The sequence below is a fragment of the Mucilaginibacter hurinus genome (assembly GCF_003324525.1).
Lineage (GTDB): Bacteria > Bacteroidota > Bacteroidia > Sphingobacteriales > Sphingobacteriaceae > Mucilaginibacter > Mucilaginibacter hurinus.
In genome coordinates this window covers 1-21,801 of the sequence record NZ_QGDC01000006.1, presented here as the reverse complement: position 1 = coordinate 21,801, position 21,801 = coordinate 1, and the positions used below count along the sequence as shown (strand labels likewise).

Below are 21,801 nucleotides of genomic sequence, written 5' to 3'. Positions count from 1 at the left end.
CGGTGAATGTAAGGGTGTGCTGATTTATCCGTTGTTTGACTTAGGTGGCAACTTTTTAGGATTAAACCTGGGCTTATAGGGCTTTTTGCCGGTTGCGCTCACCGTCGGCGTTTCGGGTTCGCCGGCGGTTTCATTCTTTTCGGCCGATTTATTTTCGGGCTGTGTACGGGCTATATGCTTAGGCACATGATTGGCTTTAAACTTATCTTTAAAGTTTGATGCCAGTATGTTAGCCTGTTGTGCCAGCTTATCCAGCTTTACTTCACCGGGTTTTGGCCGTTTCGGTATAAACTTACCGGTAAAATCTATCTCAGGTACATTGGCTTCCCGTATCGTCTCGGCTTCCTTATCACGCTCGTTTCGCGGTGCTCGCACAGATGGTGGTTGCGGTTTGTTTTCAGTATCCGTGAGCGGTTCAGCTTTAACCGGTGGGACAGCCTGAGTAACGCCTGCCTTAAATCTTGGTGTAAATCCGGGCTTTTTAGGCACTGCTGGTTTGTCCGCTGTACTATCAGCAACCTTATCTTCCTGCGTAGATTCATCTTTGGTATTCCCGTCCGGAGTACTTTCATCGGCGGGTTTGGTGACCCTCGCTTTAAACCTGGGCGTAAAGCCGGGTTTTTTAGTCGATTCTTCCAGCGGCTTAGGGCTTTCAATAGCGGCTGGCTCTTGCACATCTCCCTTACCTTCAACAGGCGTCAATTGCTCCGCAGTTTTAGTTACACCTGCTTTAAACCGCGGAGTAAATCCGGATTTTTTCGATACATCCTGAGGTTTATCACTAAGCTTTTCTGAGGCGGCGGGTGTATCCTGCGCTGTTTTATCGCCTCCAGGTGTTGCCTGTTGCGTGGGCTTGGTTACGCCAGCCTTAAACCTTGGTGTAAAGCCGGGGCTTTTCGGTGTAACATCACCGGCTGTGCCAGCATCGGGTTGAGCCTGTTCGGCAGGTTTGGTTACCCCTGATTTAAACCTTGGTGTAAAGCCAGGTTTAGGAGCTGGCTCTGGATTGCTCTCAGCAATCGCTTCATCTGTAATTTCAGGATTAGCGGGTTTCGGCGCATTGGCTTTAAACCTTGGCGTAAATCCTGGCTTCGGTGCATTCTCAGCAGGAGCGGAAAGACTATCTAGTATGGTTTGTTCTGCCAGCCTGTTTTCGTTACGTAAAGGCTTAGCTTTTACTTCCGGAGCAAGATGATATAATTTGCGTAATTTATTGAACCAGTATTTTTTGGTATGGTCAAAACTCTTTTCGCCCATCCGGTTGTAATGCACAGTAAACTCTGTAAACAACGCCGGCTCATTTTGCCGCAGGGCAGCAATATCTATTTTCTTTTTTTTAAAAAACTCCTCAAAGGTGAGCATAACCATTACAGTAAAAAATCTACATCCAGTTTATTAAAACGGATGCCGGTAGTAGTTAATGTCCAGTCGGCACGCTCCTCTTCTGTCGCATTTTGCAACGCGGGGTACCAGTCGAGCGGATAAGCCGTTGTTTTACCGTCAGCCTCTACATGCAACAAACCGTTATTAAAGGTAACCTTTATATCCTTTTGCTGTTTTCGTGATGTGAAAAGAGCCATAGCAATGTGCTTTTTTTCAAAGGTAGGTATTTTGGCTGAATGGTTGATTAAGTTTAACCGTGAATGGGTAACCGTATCTGCTTTTAAAAGGGGAACTGGTGCGCATCATCGTTTTGGTGAAGGCTATAAATCAAACCATATGATAAGCAGCAAACTATACCAGCCTTGATCTTTATAACAGTCATCAACTCGCGGCTAATTTAGAATATATCCAAATAACAATTGGACATACGCCTGACAGCTTTTAATTATTATATTTTGTAACTTCGCCGCTGAAAGCAGGAACGGTTTTTGCCGCTCCTTTTACTCACCTTCAAATCCAAAAAAGAATGGCTTTTGATATTGACATGATCAAGAAGGTTTACGATCGCTACAGCACACGTGTTGATGCTGCCCGCAAAGCGACCGGTAAATCACTTACCCTTACAGAGAAAATTTTATATGCCCACTTAAGCGAGGGCGACGCTACACAAGCGTATACACGAGGCACTGACTATGTGGACTTTGCACCTGACCGTGTTGCCATGCAGGACGCTACGGCGCAGATGGCGTTGCTACAGTTTATGCAGGCAGGCCGCCCGCAGGTAGCGGTACCGTCAACAGTACATTGCGACCACCTGATACAGGCTAAAATTGGCGCTGTAGCCGACTTAAATGCTGCTAACGATGTAAATAAAGAAGTTTATGATTTCCTGGCATCAGTTTCTGATAAATATGGTATTGGTTTCTGGAAAGCCGGTGCCGGTATTATTCACCAGGTAGTGCTTGAGAACTATGCATTTCCGGGCGGCATGATGATAGGTACAGACTCGCACACGCCTAACGCCGGTGGCCTGGGTATGATTGCTATTGGCGTTGGTGGCGCTGACGCCTGCGATGTTATGGCAGGTTTGCCATGGGAACTAAAATTCCCTAAATTGATAGGTGTTAAATTAACCGGGAAACTTTCGGGCTGGACATCTGCAAAAGACGTAATATTAAAAGTTGCCGGCATACTTACTGTGAAGGGTGGCACAGGTGCTATTGTTGAGTATTTTGGTGAAGGCGCCCGCTCGCTTTCGGCAACAGGTAAAGGCACCATTTGCAACATGGGTGCCGAAATTGGTGCAACCACTTCTATATTCGGTTATGACGAGAAAGCCGCTGCTTACTTGAAAGGCACCAAGCGTGAAGACATTGCTGCTTTAGCTGACGCCATTGCCGAGCACCTTACCGGCGATGAGGAAGTTTACGCAAATCCTGAGCAATATTTTGACCAGGTTATTGAGATAAACCTGAGTGAACTTGAGCCGCATGTAAACGGTCCGTTCACACCGGATCTGGCGTGGCCTATCTCTAAATTCGCTACTGCGGTTAAAGAGAATAACTGGCCAACCGAACTGGAAGTTGGTTTAATTGGCTCATGTACCAACTCATCTTATGAAGATATTACCCGCTCCGCTTCTATTGCGCAGCAGGCTATTGATAAAAAACTGAAAACCAAGGCTGAATTCACCATTACGCCGGGCTCTGAGCAGGTACGTTACACCGTTGATCGCGATGGTTACCTGGATACGTTTGCCGAAATGGGTGGTGTAGTGCTGGCTAATGCCTGCGGTCCGTGTATCGGGCAATGGGCGCGTCATACAGACGACCCTACACGTCGTAACTCCATCATTACATCTTTTAACCGCAACTTTGCCAAAAGGCAGGATGGTAACCCAAATACGCATGCTTTCGTGGCATCGCCTGAAATCGTTACTGCTTTTGCCATTGCCGGCGACCTTACCTTTAACCCGCTTACTGATAGCCTGACTAACCAAAATGGTGAACTGGTTAAGTTTGACGAACCTCAAGGCATTGAATTGCCCGTTAAAGGTTTCGCGGTTGAAGACGCAGGTTACCAGGCCCCGGCTGAAGACGGCAGCCAGGTAGAAGTTATTGTTAGCCCTACCTCATCACGTTTACAATTACTTGATCCGTTTAAACCATGGGAGGGTACTGATTTAAACGGCCTGAAACTGCTTATAAAAGCAAAAGGCAAATGTACTACTGACCATATCTCGATGGCCGGTCCGTGGTTGAAGTTCCGCGGACACCTTGATAACATATCAAACAACATGCTTATTGGCGCTATTAATTATTTTAATAATACCGCCGACAGCGTTAAAAATGCTTTAACAGGCGAATATGGCCCCGTACCGGCTACGCAGCGTGATTATAAAGCACGCGGCATAGGTACTATAGTTGTTGGAGACGAGAACTACGGCGAAGGCTCATCACGCGAGCACGCGGCCATGGAACCGCGCCACCTGGGCGTACGCGTGATACTGGTAAAATCATTTGCCCGTATACACGAAACCAACCTAAAGAAACAAGGCATGCTGGGAATCACTTTTGCTGATCCTGCAGATTATGAAAAAATCCAGGAGGATGATAAAATTGACGTTATCGGTCTCACTGAATTTGCTCCCGGCAAACAGCTTACCGTCGTATTGCATCACACCGATGGCACTAAAGATACCTTCGCGGTAAATCACACTTACAATGCACAGCAAATAGAGTGGTTTAAAGCAGGCGGCGCGCTTAACATTATCCGTAAGCAGCAAAGAGCATAATTTGTCTGAATCAGAATTCACAGAATTTTAGGATTAACACAATAAGAAATGGCTTCCAAAAATTGGAGGCCATTTCTTTTATATACATCATACGAGCGATAGCTAACCAATCTCTTTAAACCTGTCTAACGGACTGTCTAATAAAATTGCTTCATTGCTGCCAGGACGATTGTTCGAAGTGTCAGCTAAGGAGTCAAAGCATGCAAAGGCGTGCGCTCAACGTTTGACACGCGCAAAGGGGACATTCTTTAATATGTTATTTTTTCCCCTCATAATTCAATGGGTTGATATATTCCCAATTACGTTGATTTTTGACAGCGCTCTTGAGCCCCTCTCCTTAGGAGAGGGGTTGGGGTGAGGCATCTTCACCTAAAACGCTTTCGCAAACTCATTTGCAAAGTCTTCCAGCTTAGTACCGTTTTTAACAAATTCTTTTTTCTTGTCAAAATCCTCAAACAGGATACGGCTCCGAACAGCTGCACCCATTTCGGTATACTGCCGGGACATTTCTTCGGGCAGGCCGGCCTGCACCATACCCTTATAATTGTCTTCGTCATTAAACTCAACCCATGGTAAAGCTGGTTTTCCGATAGCTTTACCTAAAGCCGCAGCAATCTCATTGTTCGTCCGTTCATCCGTTGCCACGTAACGGTAGCTTTTACCTGTAAAACCATTTTGCAGTTCTTCGGCTGCAACCCTGGCATTATCACGAGGGTGGGTAAGCACCATCGTATCGTTACCCGGATAGTTTGAACCTAAAATGCCTCCATTTTTTACCATATCCACATTGTCGAGATAATTGGTAAAATAAAATCCCGGACGTAGCGATTTCACATCCACTCCGTCCAGTTCAAAAAGCTTACGCTCAATTACACCAATAGCTTTAATAGGGCCTGTCTTTCCTTCGTGATGTGAGCCGATGCTGCTCAGGAAAACAATCTTTTTGATACCTGAATCTTTTATAGCTTTGATATAACCTTCGCCAATACCTGTGGTAACTTCATACATGTCCTGCGCCTCATATCCCGGAGGTATCATTAAATATGCAGCATCTGCGCCGGTTAGTGTTTCGGTCATAAAGGCCACATCGTCTAACGACCCTATCGCAGGCTTAGCACCTAAAGCTGTGATTTTATCGGCTTTGGCCTGGTCATGACTTATAACCGTTACATCATGGCCGGCTTTCACTAAAATTTCGGTCAGGGGCTTACTTATATTGCCTAATGACCCTGTTACAATGATCTTCATAGTTTTAATCGCTTTAATTATTAACAGTTGATTTTGCATTTGTTGTGAACAAAGTTATATTTGTACTTACTTTTTTACAAGTACTTACCCTAAAGTATGTATTACTTATGACTGCAGTAAAGCATTCTTCAACACTACAGGAAAACAAAAAGGCGGCTATGGCGGAGTGCCCCGTAACCTATGTAATGGATAAAATAGGGGGACACTGGAAACCTATTATACTATTTCACTTGCTATCCGGTGCTAAACGTTATAGTGAGTTGCGAAGAGCTATACCTGCTATTACTGAGAAAATGCTTATACAGCACCTGAAGCAGCTTGAGGCGGATGATATAGTGAGGCGTGTGGCGCAACCGGTTGTACCACCCTATGTAACCTATAGCCTGACACCAGCCGGTGAAGACTTGAAAGAGGTATTATACGCCATGGCTTACTGGGCGTTTAGAGATGTGAAGAGAAAGGACATTACCGTGCCGGAAATTTGGACGAGGGAACCGTAGATCCTTAGAACAACGCATATAGATCACAACATTTAGTTGTAAATATTCCTCATCTTCTTATCTTTATAAACCTAAATTCAAACTAGCCTGTTCATTATGAAAGAGATAGCTTGTGTAAGTGATCTAGTGGATATACTTAAAATAGATTATGCAAATTACGGTAGAGATGTGTGGTATCGGGGGCAAGGAGATTACACCTGGACGCTATCACCCGGCTTATTACGTTTGACCGGCCTGCCTTCTGAAAACAGCTTCCTTACACGATTTAAACAATCCGCCGCTATGTTGATTGATAGACATCCAAAAGATAGTTTTGATTGGATGTTTTTAATGCAACATTACGGGGTTCCGACTCGATTATTAGATTGGAGTGAAAGCCCATTAACTGCACTTTTTTTTGCCGTATCTGATAAATCCCGCTTAGACACTGATGGGGCTCTATGGTCTCTCAAGCCAATAGAGCTAAATAAAATAGCTGGAGTTGATGTCGATGAAGAGAACTTTATTCTCTGTTTTGACGATGAGGAACTGAAAAGCTATTCATTAGAAACATTAAGTCAGAACCCACGAAATAAATTAACGCCACTAGCTACAATAGCGACTAGAAATAACCCTAGAATACAAGCGCAATTAGGCGTATTCACTATACATCATTTAGATCACAAGCCCATTGAAGATTTTTGTTTAAAGGAGGAGGTTATTAAATATAGGATTCCTAAGAACAGTAAAGAGGAAATTAGAAAAGAGCTCAAATTACTCGGCATAAGCAAGTTTACGTTATTTCCCGAACTATCAAGTATAGGCGAAATTTTAACAGGAACATTCATATGAGTTATATAGAAACCAGCCCCATACAACATTCAACTATACTTAGAATTTATTCGGAGAAAGATCAAATCGTTGTAGACCCTGAATATCAAAGAAACGGAGGCGTTTGGACTCCCGAGAAGAAACAACTTCTTATCGACTCCATTTTAAATAATTATGATATACCTAAAATGTATTTTCATCAGTTTGATCGAAAAGAACGACAAGCCACAGGCAAATCTTATTCAATTATTGATGGAAAACAAAGAATTGAAACGATTTGGGCATTTATCGAGAACAAATTCTGCTTATCTGACGACTTTGAATATCAAGATGATATTACTATACGTCTATCAGGATTAAGTTATGATGATATATCAAAGGAATATCCCAAGATTAAAATTAAGTTTGATTCATTTGTATTACCAATTATAGGCGTACAAACTGACGATCTGGATTTAATTGAAGATATGTTTTCAAGGTTAAACGAGGCTGTACCTCTAAATTCCGCCGAAAAAAGGAATGCGTTTGGGGGAGACATGGTTACAGAAATTCGCAAAATTTCTAAACATGCATTTTTCACAACGAAGGTTAAATTCTCTAATAATAGATATCAACACTACGAAGCCGCGGCTAGACTATTGTTAGTAGAAGTGTCTAATATCGAAAGTGACAAAATATTTGATACAAAAAAAGTGTATCTGGATTCGATGGTAAAAAAATACAGGACAGGCCATACTGCCACAATAGAATTGGTAAGTGGAATAGTCACTCATTATTTAGATGCGATGGATCAATGCTTCACCTTTAATGATAGTTTACTTAGGGCTCAAGGGAATATTGTAGTTTATTATTTATTATTCAAATGGGCAGAAGACAATAACACTACTATAACAAGATCACGTCTGTTTGCTTTTACCGAATTAGTCAAAACCAATCGAGAATTAGCCGAGACTAATTATGAAAGTGCTGATTTTGACTTATTAGAATATGATCGACTAACTCAACAAGGAACAAATGACGCATCAAACATACGAGAACGACTACGAGTGCTCACGGACCATATTTAACTCTTATTCTTATATGACGATAAAAGCCTTTTTTTAAGGCCTTAGGTGCGCCTTTTTTACCCACTTTAACACCAGTAAATTTTGCGGGTTAGTGTTTAAGCCGGTTATGTTTGTTTGATGGAAGTTAACCAGTCTATCGTAATACAATACAATTACCGGCGATTGAGCCATTACGATGCTATCCATTTTTTGATATAATTTATAGCGGAGGCTGTCATTAGTTTCCCGGTAAGTTTGTTCAAACAATGCATCGAACTGTCTATTGCTGAAACCGGTGTAATTGGGCCCGAAAGGTATCTTATTCTTTGTATAAAATACCGATAAATAATTTTCACCATCAGGGTAATCCGCTATCCATTGTGCCCTGAAAAAATTTACCCCATTTTTGGCTACCAGTTCGCGCAGGCTGGCTATCTGGTTTATTTCTACCCTTGTATTTATTCCTATAGCTTGCAGCTGGCCTTGTATATATTCAATCAAGTCGCGGTAAGTGGTGGTGGTATTTAACGTAATCCGGGGCAAATTGCGGCCATTGGCAAACCCGGCTTCAGCCAGCAGGCGGCGGGCTTTTTCCGGATTGTAACTATACCCGGCTACCGCCATGCTATCAAAACCGGGCATACCCTCAGGTATAAAGCCCGCATGGCCGGGCGTACCAATACCGTTACGCAAATACTTTATCATTTTACGCCGGTCTATCGCGTAGTTTATAGCCTGTCGTATTTTCAGCAGCCTTAATGGTGAGTTTTTCGTGATAGTAAGGCTGGTATCTACCAAAACACCCAGGTATTCGGTATTGAGATACGGACGGGCAGACATCACAAATTTACCCTGGTACTTTTTGGTGAGTTTACCGGATTTAGTGAGTACGTCGTCGCGGTAGCTGCCGTCTATCCCATTAAAAAAATCGATATCGCCCTTTATAAAGCTCATAAAAGCACTCTGCTTATCGCTTATAAAAGTGGCCTTTATAGCATCCAGGTAAGGCAACCGGTTTCCGTCACTATCAGTTTCCCAATAATTTTCGTTTTTAACCAGTGCTAATACCTCGCGCTCCTTCCAGTACTTAAATTTAAAAGGGCCTGTACCAACCGGATGTATCCGGAAATCCTTTCCGTAACGCTCTACAACTTCGTGCGGTACAACTGAGCAATATTGCGCAGTGAGCAAACTCAGCAGCGGCGAAAAAGGCTGCTTTAGTTGCACAATTAGCGTGGTATCATTTACAGCAATAAAGGATTCCTTTCCCGTTACCTTATCACTAAAAATCCATGAACCGGACGAGGCCACTTTTGGATCTATCAACCTGCCAAAGCTGTACACAAAATCAGCAGCCACGCATTTACGGCCCTTGCCGTTTGCAAATAGTGCATCGTCATGAAAATAAACATTGTTACGCAGATAGAAGATGTATTTTAATCCATCAGGACTGATAACCCAACTTTTAGCTATAGCCGGCAACACCTCGAGGCGGTCATTTATCTGCACCAGGCCGTTGTATAATTGGTTATCAAGCCACAGCGCATTTTGATTACGTGCAAAAGCAGGATCAAGAGAAGTAAGACCGTACTCGAGGTTTAAATTAAAAATCGATTTTTTGTTGTTATGATCGGTGCTGCTGCAGCCTTGCAGCATTATCAGGATTATTATGTAATATAAATAAGCAGCCCGGATTTCCATTGGCTAAATATAGTTAATGGGGTTACATAATTAAACCTTTATAAAAATGTCTTCTCCAACATATAAACCCGCATAAATATCATCGTCAACATTTTGACAATATTTATGTTATTAAAAAAAATAATATTTAAGCCATGAAAAACATCATCCAATCTACTATCGCTATTTTAGCCTTTACTATTATATTATCGGCTTGTTCAAGTGTCAGAAGCACCACATCATCACACGTACCACGTGACAGGTTTGTAGGCACCTGGACGTTAAATACTGTAACCTATGAAGGCGGCTTATTGCCAAGTGCCGTACAAAATGTATTTGACCAGGCGCCACCATCAGCATTTGTAGGCAGTACCTGGAAATTGACCAACAGCGGCAATGGCATGTACACGCTAACTGACGGCACATCGCAAACTATATTCTGGTCGGTTTTTGAAGGGCCAACCGGCACCCAATTTCAGTTTAAAAAAATATATGAAGGGGATAAAGCCAAAAACGTAGCTGAAGGTTACCGTTTAGATATTGGCAGCGCTAACAAAAGTAACCTGGTACTTAAAACTCCGGTACCTATAGGCGCACAAACCGGTTACGTAGTATATTCATTCAGTAAAAATTAATCTCCCTTTTTTTAGTAAAAGGTTAAATGTGGAAGGCTAACGTTTTTATCGGTAGCCTTCCACATTTTTTTTTGACCCGGGCCTTTTTATAAGAGCACCGCCCTAAGAAACATAAACTGCATAATAGCACAGGCTATTTAGGGGTTTGCGCTGCCGCAAACTTTAAACAGGTAGGTTTATTAACCTGCACATACGAGGCAATTTCACGTATCTGACCACTGGCCTTATCACGCCTGAATACAAAAATACTGTTGCTATCCTGATTGGCCACCAGTATAAAGTTGCCGGTAGGGTCAATTACAAAATTACGCGGTGCTTTGCCCATGGTTGGCTTACGCTCTACAAAAGTAAGCAAGCCTGTTTCAGGCGCTATGGCATATACCACTATATTATTCACATCACCCCTGTTTGACGCGTATACATATTTTCCATCCGCAGACACATGAATATCGGCTGCGCCAACTACGCCTTTGAATCCCGGCGCCAGCATGCTTACCGTTTGCACCTCCTTCAGTTTACCATCATCATAATCAAAAACAACTACCTCGCCTGTAAGCTCCTGTACCACATAAACATGTTTTTTATCAGGCGAAAAATCAAGGTGCCTTGGTCCGCTGCCCGGTTTAACGTTGGTTACTGAAACAGGTATTAAAGGTTGCTGCTGCCCATCTTTGTAACGGTAACTATGTATCTTATCGGTACCAAGGTCAGTGTAAAGCAAGTACTTTTCATCGGGCGATAAAAACGCAGTATGCGCATGCGGGGCTTCCTGCCTTTCTTTATTTACGCTTCGGCCTTTACCTTGTATGAGCTGCGACGGCGGCAAAACAGAGCCATCCTCTTTCAATGGCAACACACTGATGCTGCCACTTAAATAATTCGCCACAAAAATATTCTTCCTATCCTCGTCTATTGATATATAACATGCCGCCGCACCCTTTACCGGTTGTTTATTTACAAAAGTAAGCTGCCCTGTTTTAGGCGCCAGTGAGTACGCCATTACCTCGCTGTCGCTATCCTTTTCACTTACGGCATATACAAATCTGCTATCCTTGTCAACGCATAAGTACGAAGGATTTTTGATACTATCTGATTCGCTGAGATAGGCTAGTTTACCTGTCTCGGGATAAAAACGATAAACAGATATACTGCTTCCATATCCGCCAACAAGTAAATCATACATTTTAGGCGTTTTTTTTTGTGCGTAAACCACTAATGGCAACCACAACGTTAGTAACAAAAAACTTTTCATCGCTGTTCTCAAAAAATTATACTGCAAGTTACAAAACCGTCAATAAAAAAACGCCCTGTAAAAGGGCGTTTATATTATATTAAGTGCTTTAATTGTATCACCTCTTTTTCTTCAAGATAACGCCAACGCCCCCGGGGAAGGTCCTTTTTTGTTAGCCCGGCATAAACCACCCTGTCCAGCTTTACCACTTCATAGCCCAGATGTTCAAATATGCGCCGCACTATACGGTTCTTGCCGCTATGTATCTGTATGCCCACTTCGCGCTTTGTACCGCCGGCTACGTATGATATTGAGTCGGGCTTGATAATGCCATCTTCCAGCTCCAGCCCAAAGGCTATTTTGTTCAAATCTCCTTGTGTAAGCCCTTTACTTAATTCTACCTGGTATAATTTAACAATGTTACTGCGGGGGTGAGATAATTTATCTGCAAGGTCGCCATCATTGGTCATCAGCAGCAAACCAGTGGTATTACGGTCTAAACGGCCTATAGGGTATATGCGCTCTTTGCTTGCTTTCTCTACCAAATGCATAACTGTCCGCCGCTCCTGCGGATCATCTGTTGTAGTAATGTAGTCTTTAGGCTTATTAAGTAATACGTACACATTCTTCTCGCGCTTAAGCGTTTCGTTATTGTACTTTACCTCATCCTTCGCCGGATCAACTTTATAGCCCAATTCAGATACAACTTGTCCGTTTACCGAAACTACACCAGCCTCAATCAACTCATCAGCCTTACGGCGCGAGCAAATGCCCGCGTTAGCTATGTAGCGGTTAAGCCTGATTAGGCCTTTATCAGCATGTTTAGTCTCTGTGTTTTTTTTGCGCTCACGCAAATTTCGTGCAGGTGCTTCACCCGGAGTCGCATCTGTATAATCCCTTTTTTGGCGTGTCGCGGCGTACGGCTTTTCGTCATATCCACCTGTTGCGCGCTTTTTGAACCCGCTTTCGGCAGGTCTGCGGTTAAATTTTTTATCTCCGCTTTCGCTATAGCTTCTTTTAGGCCTGTCGCCGAAGTTTTTACCACTTGTAGCAGGTGAACGGTCATCCCCAAACGTCCTCTTTGGACGGTCAGTGTCAGACGCTCGGCCCGAATAAGGGCGTTTATCCCCTGCTGGCTTATCGTCAAAATTCCTTCTTGGACGGTTGGCGTCATTACCAAAGTTCTTTTTCGCGCGCTCGCCGTCTGCCGGCCTGCCGGAATACGGTCGCTTAACGGCCGAAAAAGAAGATCTTTTTTCGCCAGACTTGTCATTATCGAATTTCTTCTTTGGATTGTCGGTACCGTCAGAAGTGAACTTACCGCGCGGCGGAGCCGATGTCCTTTTGGTTGATTCGCCACCCTTTGAACGTCCTTTGGGTGCTCCGGCGGACTTGTCATCACGACTGTTCCGTGGTTTTTTAAATACCATATTTTTTTTATTTACGCTTCGCAGCGGGGGTACAAAGATAGTCTATTTTTAACGCCCGTACAAGCCGGCTTGTTTTAGGGCTAAAACTGGCCGAATCATAAATTAACACCTTTTAAAATTACTAAAAATTCACCGTCTGCCACCCCTTAAACAAGCCTGCAATATCCGGTTTTTTCAATTTTCCTCATCGGTTCAAAAACCCTGTTTATTAACATTTAAAGGCTGATTTCGCAACTTTAAAAAGCAACCCAAAACACTAAGTAAAAGGTAAGTATTTGATAATGTGATTTATATAACGTACATTTGCAGCGAGTTTTACATATTGTACATTAAATGATTAAAAAAGAAATGACTAAAAAACACTTGATTACGTGCTCCGTAATGCTGGTGGTAATATTCATTTCGGTTTTTGGCCTTAGCAACGCAACTGAGGTAAAAAAGGTAAAAATAACCCGTACGTCGCCCCTCATTTTTAAAGACGTTCCGGAAGCTGAGGTGCCTTTTTTTAGTTTTGCTGACGAAGCCATTCCCGTTAACGATGCAAGAGTAGACCGTAAGATGAGTTATTCGCTTTGGATACATTCTTACAAAAAAGTCCATTCAAACATTCTGCATATTAAGGCAGAGAAATTGTTTCCTGTGATCGAACCGATCCTGGAATATTATGGCATCCCGGAAGACTTTAAGTATGTCCCGCTGGTTGAGTCGGGGTTACGGGAAGGCACTTCACCAAAGGGGGCAAGGGGCCTGTGGCAATTTATGCCTGGCACTGCCCGCCATTACGGATTAAAAGTTGGCAGGGGTAAGGATGAACGTTTAAATGTACGTAAATCAACCGTAGCCGCATGTAAATACCTGCGTGCACTTTATGACGAATTTGACAGCTGGACGCTGGCCGCCGCCGCTTACAACAACGGTTCGGTTAAAATAGGAAGGGCGATGAACAAGCAAAATGAAGATAATTATTTTCGCATGCGCCTTAATAGAGAGACCGGTATGTACGTGTATAAACTGGTTGCAATGAAAGAGATTATTGAAAACCCTGGAAAATACGGGTATAATGAATACTTCAGCAGCACTTTAGAGAGGCAGCAGCTGGCCGCATTCAATTAAAACCACTATTTACGGAGCACATTAAAGCCTGCCTTTGCTATCAAAGGCAGGCTTTTTATTGGGCTAAAATTCCAGGTCGAAAAACTCTTTACTGGCGGCAACACCTGCCATGGTACCACTTGCTATGGCTGCCGACACCGAACGCATAAACGTTGAGTTATCGCCGCAGGCAAATATACCGGGTACGGTAGTTCTTTGTAAGTTGTCAACGTGTAAATAGCCTTGCTCCGTAAGGGCGCAGCCCAGATGTTCAGGTATACCGGTATTTTGAGTGAATGGCAAGCGTGCGTACAAGGCGTCAAGTACTACTTCACCGGCTTCTTTTAATACCAGGCTGTGTAAATACCCGTTGTTATGCTTAATAGCTAATATCTCGTTTGATATTACAGCGATATTATGTTTGCTTAACACCGTCAACTGCTCCTCGGTAAAAGCTGCCGAGCCATTAGTAAAAATGGTAAGGTTTTTCGTCCAGTTATTTATCATCCTTGCCATCTCAAAGCCTCCATCGCCATTTGCCAAAATACCTGTAACTTTTGAACGATATTCATACCCATGGCAGTATGGGCAATGTATTACTGATATACCCCAGCATTCAGCAAATCCTTCTATGGCCGGGAAAACATCTTTAATACCGGTAGCCAGGATGACTTTACGGGCATTCACGTGTTGCGTGTTATTAATAGTTATCTTAAAATCATTATCTATTCCGTTTACGGCAGTTACTGTACCCTCCTGATACTGTACCGTTTCATACGACAATACATCTTTTTTAGCGGCGGTATGCATATCGGCGGGGGTCCAGCCGTCATGCATTATAAGGTTATGCGAATGCGGTGTTTGCCTGTTGCATGGCTTACCGTTATCTACAATCAGCACTTTGCGCAATGCGCGCCCCAATGCCATAGCTGCCGAAAGGCCAGCGTTACTGCCGCCAATTATAATTACATCAAAGCTACTTTGTATCTGCATATAAGTTAAAATATTTATGTATTGCCCTGTGTTTTGTGGCGTATGCCTAAGCTATTGCTGAACGAAATCCAGGCGAAGCGCTCCACGTCATTGGGTGCTACATCACCTGCTGAAGTAGCGCTTATTGTAGTATTAATAATACCCGAGAACAGCCTGGATATCCATGCCGGGGAAAGTTCATTTGTAATAACCGCCTGCTCCTGTAAATCTTTGATAAGACGTAACCAGCGTTGCTGTATGTGCGTGAACTGATTTTCTTTAGCTTGTTCGGTACCCTGCTGAATAGCTTGATTCAGTTTTTCGAAGAAAGCATATTTGGTACCGCATTTAATACCGGCGTATAAGGTTAATTCAAGTTGATGCAGTGCGTCGGTGCCTTTTTCAAAAGCCTCGTTCATTGCGGTTTCGCAAGTTCGCGCAAGTGTTTCCTTGCATGCATCCAATAACAATGCTCTTTCACTAAAATAACGATACAAGGTTCGGCTTGTTAAACCTGCCTTCTCGGCCACTGTTTCAACTGTAGCGGAAGGATCAGTATTAAAGACCAAAATTGCAGCTTCAATAATGCGTTTGATAGTGGCATCCATGTCGCAATTTTATGACATTTTTCTTTTAGACAAGACATTTTAATGTCATGAATTATTTAACCCCTCCAATTGTAATGTAGTACGGCATCTACACTTCTATTAAAAGACAGCACTATTAACTATATTTGCAAAAATTTTTAGCAAAGCACACGTGGAAAACAAGCCGTGTTTGGTTGGTTAAAATATTTGTTGGTATACACATTATGACTGAGAAAACCATTGATCTGGGTGAACAAAGCGAAGTAGAAGTTTACGGCGCCCGGGTGCATAACCTAAAAGATATTGATATTTCTTTTCCGCGTAATCAATTGGTTGTAATTACCGGGTTGAGTGGCAGCGGCAAATCTTCGCTGGCCTTTGATACCATTTATGCCGAAGGACAACGCCGCTATATGGAAACCTTTTCGGCCTACTCGCGGCAGTTTATGGGCGGCATGGAGCGCCCCGATGTGGACAAGGTATCAGGCTTGAGCCCTGTTATAGCCATTGAACAAAAAACCACCAGCAAAAACCCGCGATCAACCGTGGGTACTATTACCGAGATATACGATTTTATGCGTTTGCTTTTTGCAAGGGCGGGTGATGCTTACTCCTATGCCACGGGCGAAAAGATGGAGCGCATGAGCGAAGACCAGATATTGCGTACCATATATGAGAAATTTGACGGGCAGCCGGTTAACATCATGGCGCCGGTTGTAAAAGGACGTAAGGGACACTACCGTGAATTATTTGAACAGATACGTAAACAGGGATATCTTAAAGTTTGGATAGATGGCGCTATTACTGACGTTGAGCCCAAAATGCAGGTTGACCGCTACAAAATACACGATATAGATATTGTAGTAGACCGACTTTTAGTAGGCGAGAAAGACAGCAAACGTTTATATACATCTGTACAGGCTGCCTTAAAATTGGCAAAAGGCATTATCCGGATAGCTGATAAGGACAATAACGTATCATATTTCAGTAAATACCTCATGGATCCGGTATCAGGTATTTCGTACGATGAACCGCAGCCCAACACTTTTTCATTTAACTCCCCTTATGGCGCCTGCGACAAGTGCAACGGGCTCGGCTATATATTTGAGATTGATGAAGCCGCGGTAATTCCAAACCGTAAGCTCAGCATACAAAACGGCGGGCTTGCCCCATTGGGCGAGTATCGCGAAACGTGGATATTCCAGGTATTAAAGGCATTAGCTAAGAAATTCGAATTTTCTTTAACCGTACCTATTGAGAAGATAGACCGCGAAAAGCTGGACATCATTTTAAATGGCACTGAAGAAAAAATAAGCGTAGCGGTTGAATACAATAAGTGGAATGTACAAAATTACTCTATCAACTTTGAAGGCATTATAAAAATGCTTGAAGAGCAGCAGGAACGCCGCAGCGACGAAGGGATGGACGATATGGAGAACTACCGCGTGTTGCGTACCTGCCCTGTTTGTAATGGCGCGCGGTTAAAAAAAGAATCGCTTCATTTTAAAGTTGATAATAAAAACATCTTTGAGTTAGCCAGCATGGATATTAATACGCTGGACGCGTGGTATACCGGGCTTGAGGAAAGATTGTCTGAAAGGCAGAATGTTATTGCCAAAGAAATTTTGAAAGAAATACGCGCACGCATTGGTTTTTTGCTGGACGTAGGACTGAGCTATTTAACGCTCGACCGGACGGCTAAAACTTTATCAGGCGGCGAAGCGCAACGCATCCGCCTGGCCACGCAGATAGGCTCCCAGCTGATGAATGTAATGTATATTTTGGATGAGCCCAGCATTGGCTTGCACCAGCGCGATAATGAACGGTTAATAAACGCGCTGAAAAATCTGCGCGATCTTGGCAATACCGTTTTGGTAGTTGAACACGATAAAGATATGATATTGGAAGCAGACCATGTGATTGACATGGGGCCTGCTGCCGGCGTACACGGAGGCGAAGTAGTTGCACAAGGCACCCCTGCCCAATTAATGGCCGAGCATACGCTTACTACATCTTACATTAACGGGGAGCGTTCCATAGCCATTCCTAAAAAGCGACGTGAAGGAAACGGCAAGGTTCTTTCACTTAAAAAGGCCACCGGCCATAATTTAAAAAAGGTAAGCGTCGATATTCCTTTGGGTAAACTAATAGGCGTTACAGGCGTATCAGGCAGTGGCAAATCCAGCCTGATAACCGAGACCTTATACCCGGTACTAAATCATCATTTTTTCCGGGCAAAAAAACATCCTCTACCTTATGAAAAAATTGAGGGACTGGAACATATTGATAAAGTTATAGAGATTGATCAAACGCCGATTGGCCGTACTCCCCGTTCAAATCCGGCTACGTATACCGGGGTATTTTCAGATATACGCAACCTTTTTGTACAATTACCCGAAGCCCGCATACGGGGCTACAAGCCGGGCCGCTTCTCGTTTAACGTTAAAGGTGGCCGTTGCGAAACCTGCCAGGGAGCGGGCATGAAGGTGATTGAGATGAACTTTTTGCCAGACGTACAGGTGCCCTGCGAAGAATGTGGCGGAAAACGTTACAACCGGGAAACACTGGAAGTACGCTATAAAGGCAAATCTATAAGCGACGTGCTGGACATGAGCATTGAAGACGCCGTACCATTTTTTGAGAATCTGCCGGCCATATATCGCAAAGTAAAAACACTTTTTGATGTAGGCTTAGGCTATATTACTTTAGGACAAGCTTCAACCACTTTATCAGGCGGAGAGGCTCAGCGCGTAAAACTGGCTACGGAATTATCAAAGAAAGACACCGGTAACACCTTTTACATCCTGGATGAGCCGACAACCGGTTTGCATTTTGAGGATATAAATGTACTGCTGGGTGTACTATATCAACTGGTGGATAAAGGCAATACTGTGCTGGTTATTGAACATAACCTGGATGTGATTAAAGTTGTAGATCACGTTATTGATCTTGGTCCTGAAGGAGGAGCAGGGGGTGGTAAAATATTATTCTCTGGCACACCAGAAGGGTTATGTAAGGTAAAGGAAAGTTTCACCGGGAGATTTTTAAAGAAAGAGATGGATTTGTAAGTATAAGAAGTGATTCATTTGATAAGCTTTTTAAACATCTCATCATCACCCTATCGGAGCATTTGTTTTGAGGGCGAAAATAAACATGAAAAAATTTCATTTAATTTTCATGTTATAAAATATTTATAAAAAGCCTGCGTTATAGTTTAAATTAAATTCAAAAAAAGCATTTACGCGTATGGATGAAACCTCTACAAAAAATTTATTTGCAGTCACTAATAATACCGTAGTGAAGGAGAAAAACGCAACCGAAATATTGGATGCGGATGATTTGATATTTTATCATTCCCTCCGTGCCGACCTCGCTCAATTGGAGGTGACACCCAAGCTGCAAACCATTCACCAGATACTGGATTATTCCAGGAGTGTCAGGTAAAAAGGTATCCTGGTTGATGGATCATAGTTCACGGGAATTGGCAGATTCTGTTTTATAAAGCTTGTAATTTGCTAATGTAAACACCGGTGAACTATGACCCATCGGCCTTTCCTATTGGTTAATAGCCGTAATTTGATGGTTATAGTCAGATAAAACTTAATCTTTGATTGCCTACAAACCATGTTCAGGCTATGAACTATCAACGATTAACTATAAACTTTCGCCCCGACGCCTATATTTGCACGCATGCTAAAAAAGGAGCGCTACCGGCACTTTGTTGAATATTTTTCAAACAATCAGCCGAACCCTGTTACCGAACTGCATTACAACTCACCATATCAATTATTAGTGGCCGTTATACTTTCGGCTCAATGTACCGATAAACGTATTAACCAGGTTACCCCCGCGCTCTTTGAACGGTACCCGGATGCCCGTAGTTTGGCTGATGCGAGTGCTGATGACGTATTTCCTTACATCCGCAGTGTTAGCTACCCTAACAATAAAGCAAAGCACCTGGCCGGTATGGGCAAAATGCTGATAGAGCAGTTTAATGGCCAGGTACCTTCCGGGGTGAATGAATTACAGAAATTGCCGGGTGTAGGTCGTAAAACAGCTAATGTAATAGCTTCTGTTATTTATAATGAACCAGCCATGGCGGTGGATACACACGTGTTTCGGGTAGCTAATAGGATTGGGCTTACTACCGGCCGTACGCCGCTTGCTGTTGAAAAGGAGTTGACAAAATACTTGCCGACTGATGTTGTTGCGGTGGCGCACCATTGGTTGATACTACATGGCCGGTATATATGCGTAGCGCGCTCACCCAAATGTGAAGTATGCCCGTTAACATGGTTTTGCCGGTACTACGCTACGATTAATACCGAAACATACTTGCAAAAAGCTGAGGTAGCAAAAATAAAAAAACAGAAGGAAGTTCAAAGGCGAAAAAAGCTCAACATTATTTCAAAAGAATTGTCAAAACGTGTTGATAAAGAATTTTGATTGATATAGGTTAGTTGATTAAGTTTACTAAGTCAGTATATATTTATCGGATAACCGGAAATGGGTAAATACATTACTGCGATAGCGTACACAATATTTTACTAAAAAAATTAGTATTTTTAAATTTAATTTATATCTTTGTTTTAAGATACATTAAAGATGAGCAATTCAAGCGCAGAAAAATTAAAAGCACTCCAGCTTACCTTAGATAAACTGGAAAAGTCATATGGTAAAGGTACCATTATGAAATTAGGAGATTCGGTTATCGAGCCTACCGAAGTTATATCCACCGGTTCTCTTGGTTTGGATATCGCTTTAGGGGTTAGCGGGCTGCCTAAAGGACGTATCATAGAAATTTACGGCCCGGAATCGTCAGGTAAGACTACCCTGGCATTACATGCAATCTCTGAAGCTCAGAAAAAAGGAGGCATCGCAGCTTTTATAGACGCTGAACACGCCTTTGATAAATTTTACGCTAAAAAATTGGGCGTAGATGTAGAAAATCTCCTGATATCGCAGCCGGATAATGGCGAGCAGGCCCTTGAGATTGCTGACAACTTAATACGCTCGGGAGCAATTGATATATTAGTTATTGACTCTGTAGCTGCCTTGGTACCAAAAGCTGAAATTGAAGGCGAAATGGGCGATTCAAAAATGGGTCTGCACGCGCGTTTGATGTCGCAGGCTTTGCGTAAGCTTACCGGCACTATTAGTAAAACAGGTTGTTGCTGTATATTTATTAACCAGTTACGTGATAAGATTGGCGTAATGTTTGGTAACCCCGAAACTACTACCGGCGGTAACGCGCTTAAATTCTACGCGTCTGTACGTTTAGACGTGCGCCGTATATCACAAATTAAAGATACCGATGAAGTATCCGGTAACCGCGTTAAGGTAAAAATTGTTAAGAATAAAGTAGCGCCGCCATTCCGCATAGCGGAGTTTGATATCATGTTTGGCGAGGGTATTTCTAAATCAGGTGAAATAATCGACCTTGGTGTTGAATTTAACATTATTAAAAAGGCAGGTTCGTGGTTTAGCTATGGTGATACCCGTCTTGGTCAGGGCCGTGATGCCGTTAAACAGCTGATAATGGATAACCCGGAACTCGCTGAAGAACTGGAGCAAAAGATTAAAGAGACTGTGACAGGTGAACACCTTGAAGAAGCTTAATTTTAGTTACACGACTATAATAAAAGGGCTCTGAAATATCAGAGCTCTTTTTTTGTCCCTATGTGTAGATATTTCCGTTACACCTGTCAACATTTTTAGCGATGAAATGTTATTTATAATTATGACATCTTGATTATGGACAAGTTACCTGTTAAATCATTTTTAGGAATATTCGACGAATTATATACTGGCCAGCACGGTGATGAGTCGTGGGTAATAGATCGTGGTGGGTATGGCTTTTTAGACGCAATTAACAGTCTGACGGCAGAAGAAGCCTCGACAGCCATGCATAAAGGCGGATCAACCATTGCAGGCCATTCAGAACATTTACGTTGGAGCCTAGCTTATGCGCGTACCTACATAAGCGGCGGTCAGCCGGATACCGATGGTCAAAAAGCTGGGCTATAAAAACCGTTGATCGTGCAGAATAGGTAAATTTAAAAGATGCATTGGCGAAAGAATATAAAGCAGTTCGAATTGCGATAGCAGATATAACAGATTGGTCAAATCCTCTGTTATTAAAAGGTGTTTTAGCAATGATGCCGCATACAGCCTATCATTTAGGTGCTATAAAACAAAAAATGCTTTATATCCAGAACCGTTAAATTCGCCGACCAATCATAACCTATAAAAACGCAAAAAAGCCTTGTTCGAACTGAACAAGGCTTTTAGTAAAGGTTGGCACCGACCTACTCTCCCACGTTTTACCGCAGTACCATCGGCTCTGGCGGGCTTGACTTCTCTGTTCGGAATGGGAAGAGGTAGACACCGCCG

Annotated in this window: 21 protein-coding genes and 1 rRNA gene; 13 read left to right on the top strand and 9 right to left on the bottom strand. The window is 42.8% G+C overall.

Annotated elements, in window-relative coordinates; genetic code table 11:
* Nucleotides 1-24: 24 nt before the first annotated feature.
* Together DJ568_RS11410 and DJ568_RS11405 are read right to left on the bottom strand one after the other, a co-directional pair.
* Nucleotides 25-1,362: a hypothetical protein gene (locus tag DJ568_RS11410; protein ID WP_147238747.1), complete on the bottom strand. Its 1,338-nt coding sequence runs from the start codon at nt 1,360-1,362 to the stop codon at nt 25-27.
* A gap of 5 nt (nt 1,363-1,367) precedes the next feature.
* On the bottom strand, nt 1,368-1,580 hold the full coding sequence (locus tag DJ568_RS11405) for a DUF2442 domain-containing protein (RefSeq protein WP_114005413.1): 213 nt from the start codon (nt 1,578-1,580) through the stop codon (nt 1,368-1,370).
* A 4-nt stretch (nt 1,581-1,584) separates the two neighbouring features.
* Between DJ568_RS11405 and DJ568_RS17220 the strand changes: the two genes are divergently transcribed.
* Nucleotides 1,585-1,749 carry a hypothetical protein gene (locus DJ568_RS17220; protein WP_158534926.1) on the top strand — a complete coding sequence of 55 codons (165 nt, stop codon included), beginning with the start codon at nt 1,585-1,587 and terminating at the stop codon, nt 1,747-1,749.
* A 160-nt stretch (nt 1,750-1,909) separates the two neighbouring features.
* Nucleotides 1,910-4,177: an aconitate hydratase gene (locus DJ568_RS11400; protein ID WP_114005412.1), complete on the top strand. Its 2,268-nt coding sequence runs from the start codon at nt 1,910-1,912 to the stop codon at nt 4,175-4,177.
* A 369-nt stretch (nt 4,178-4,546) separates the two neighbouring features.
* Here DJ568_RS11400 and DJ568_RS11395 read toward each other — a convergent pair whose 3' ends face one another.
* Complete coding sequence (locus tag DJ568_RS11395) at nt 4,547-5,425, bottom strand: NmrA family NAD(P)-binding protein (protein WP_114005671.1); 879 nt, start codon at nt 5,423-5,425, stop codon at nt 4,547-4,549.
* Between the two features lie 107 nt (nt 5,426-5,532).
* Here DJ568_RS11395 and DJ568_RS11390 point away from each other — a divergent pair, with 107 nt between their 5' ends.
* The 3 genes from DJ568_RS11390 (at nt 5,533) to DJ568_RS11380 (ending at nt 7,802) form a co-directional block, all read left to right on the top strand.
* Complete coding sequence (locus DJ568_RS11390) at nt 5,533-5,925, top strand: winged helix-turn-helix transcriptional regulator (RefSeq protein ID WP_114005670.1); 393 nt, start codon at nt 5,533-5,535, stop codon at nt 5,923-5,925.
* Nucleotides 5,926-6,021: 96 nt separating this feature from the next.
* Complete coding sequence (locus tag DJ568_RS11385) at nt 6,022-6,756, top strand: FRG domain-containing protein (RefSeq protein ID WP_114005411.1); 735 nt, start codon at nt 6,022-6,024, stop codon at nt 6,754-6,756.
* Nucleotides 6,753-7,802 carry a DUF262 domain-containing protein gene (locus DJ568_RS11380; RefSeq protein WP_114005410.1) on the top strand — a complete coding sequence of 350 codons (1,050 nt, stop codon included), beginning with the start codon at nt 6,753-6,755 and terminating at the stop codon, nt 7,800-7,802. The genes DJ568_RS11385 and DJ568_RS11380 overlap by 4 nt, the downstream gene beginning before the upstream one ends.
* A gap of 33 nt (nt 7,803-7,835) precedes the next feature.
* Here the strand turns inward: DJ568_RS11380 and DJ568_RS11375 are convergent, their stop codons facing one another.
* The gene (locus DJ568_RS11375) at nt 7,836-9,437 is read right to left on the bottom strand and encodes an ABC transporter substrate-binding protein (RefSeq protein ID WP_233496679.1); all 1,602 of its coding nucleotides are present in this window, start codon (nt 9,435-9,437) and stop codon (nt 7,836-7,838) included.
* 179 nt (nt 9,438-9,616) lie between these two features.
* Here DJ568_RS11375 and DJ568_RS11370 point away from each other — a divergent pair, with 179 nt between their 5' ends.
* The gene (locus DJ568_RS11370; protein ID WP_114005408.1) at nt 9,617-10,096 is read left to right on the top strand and encodes a hypothetical protein; all 480 of its coding nucleotides are present in this window, start codon (nt 9,617-9,619) and stop codon (nt 10,094-10,096) included.
* 133 nt (nt 10,097-10,229) lie between these two features.
* Here the strand turns inward: DJ568_RS11370 and DJ568_RS11365 are convergent, their stop codons facing one another.
* Nucleotides 10,230-11,348, bottom strand: coding sequence for a lactonase family protein (locus DJ568_RS11365; protein WP_114005407.1), 1,119 nt, complete (start codon nt 11,346-11,348; stop codon nt 10,230-10,232).
* A gap of 74 nt (nt 11,349-11,422) precedes the next feature.
* Nucleotides 11,423-12,757 carry a pseudouridine synthase gene (locus DJ568_RS11360; protein WP_114005406.1) on the bottom strand — a complete coding sequence of 445 codons (1,335 nt, stop codon included), beginning with the start codon at nt 12,755-12,757 and terminating at the stop codon, nt 11,423-11,425.
* 333 nt (nt 12,758-13,090) lie between these two features.
* Here DJ568_RS11360 and DJ568_RS11355 point away from each other — a divergent pair, with 333 nt between their 5' ends.
* Complete coding sequence (locus tag DJ568_RS11355; protein ID WP_233496678.1) at nt 13,091-13,870, top strand: lytic transglycosylase domain-containing protein; 780 nt, start codon at nt 13,091-13,093, stop codon at nt 13,868-13,870.
* 63 nt (nt 13,871-13,933) lie between these two features.
* Here the strand turns inward: DJ568_RS11355 and DJ568_RS11350 are convergent, their stop codons facing one another.
* Both DJ568_RS11350 and DJ568_RS11345 read right to left on the bottom strand, forming a co-directional pair.
* Nucleotides 13,934-14,842: an NAD(P)/FAD-dependent oxidoreductase gene (locus DJ568_RS11350; protein WP_114005405.1), complete on the bottom strand. Its 909-nt coding sequence runs from the start codon at nt 14,840-14,842 to the stop codon at nt 13,934-13,936.
* Between the two features lie 14 nt (nt 14,843-14,856).
* Nucleotides 14,857-15,429: a TetR/AcrR family transcriptional regulator gene (locus DJ568_RS11345; protein ID WP_114005404.1), complete on the bottom strand. Its 573-nt coding sequence runs from the start codon at nt 15,427-15,429 to the stop codon at nt 14,857-14,859.
* A gap of 203 nt (nt 15,430-15,632) precedes the next feature.
* On the opposite strand from DJ568_RS11345, the gene uvrA reads away from it, so the two are divergent.
* The 6 genes from uvrA (at nt 15,633) to DJ568_RS17215 (ending at nt 21,632) form a co-directional block, all read left to right on the top strand.
* Nucleotides 15,633-18,476, top strand: coding sequence for an excinuclease ABC subunit UvrA (gene uvrA, locus DJ568_RS11340; RefSeq protein WP_114005403.1), 2,844 nt, complete (start codon nt 15,633-15,635; stop codon nt 18,474-18,476).
* A 178-nt stretch (nt 18,477-18,654) separates the two neighbouring features.
* On the top strand, nt 18,655-18,852 hold the full coding sequence (locus DJ568_RS11335) for a hypothetical protein (protein ID WP_114005402.1): 198 nt from the start codon (nt 18,655-18,657) through the stop codon (nt 18,850-18,852).
* Between the two features lie 246 nt (nt 18,853-19,098).
* On the top strand, nt 19,099-19,854 hold the full coding sequence (gene nth, locus DJ568_RS11330) for an endonuclease III (protein ID WP_114005401.1): 756 nt from the start codon (nt 19,099-19,101) through the stop codon (nt 19,852-19,854).
* A 159-nt stretch (nt 19,855-20,013) separates the two neighbouring features.
* Nucleotides 20,014-21,027 carry a recombinase RecA gene (recA, locus tag DJ568_RS11325; RefSeq protein ID WP_114005400.1) on the top strand — a complete coding sequence of 338 codons (1,014 nt, stop codon included), beginning with the start codon at nt 20,014-20,016 and terminating at the stop codon, nt 21,025-21,027.
* Nucleotides 21,028-21,162: 135 nt separating this feature from the next.
* Nucleotides 21,163-21,435 (top strand): hypothetical protein, encoded by a 273-nt coding sequence (locus DJ568_RS11320; RefSeq protein ID WP_114005399.1) that lies wholly within the window; start codon nt 21,163-21,165, stop codon nt 21,433-21,435.
* Between the two features lie 41 nt (nt 21,436-21,476).
* On the top strand, nt 21,477-21,632 hold the full coding sequence (locus DJ568_RS17215) for a hypothetical protein (RefSeq protein WP_158534925.1): 156 nt from the start codon (nt 21,477-21,479) through the stop codon (nt 21,630-21,632).
* Between the two features lie 71 nt (nt 21,633-21,703).
* Here the strand turns inward: DJ568_RS17215 and rrf are convergent.
* Nucleotides 21,704-21,801 (bottom strand): 5S ribosomal RNA (gene rrf / locus DJ568_RS11315); the annotation flags it as partial.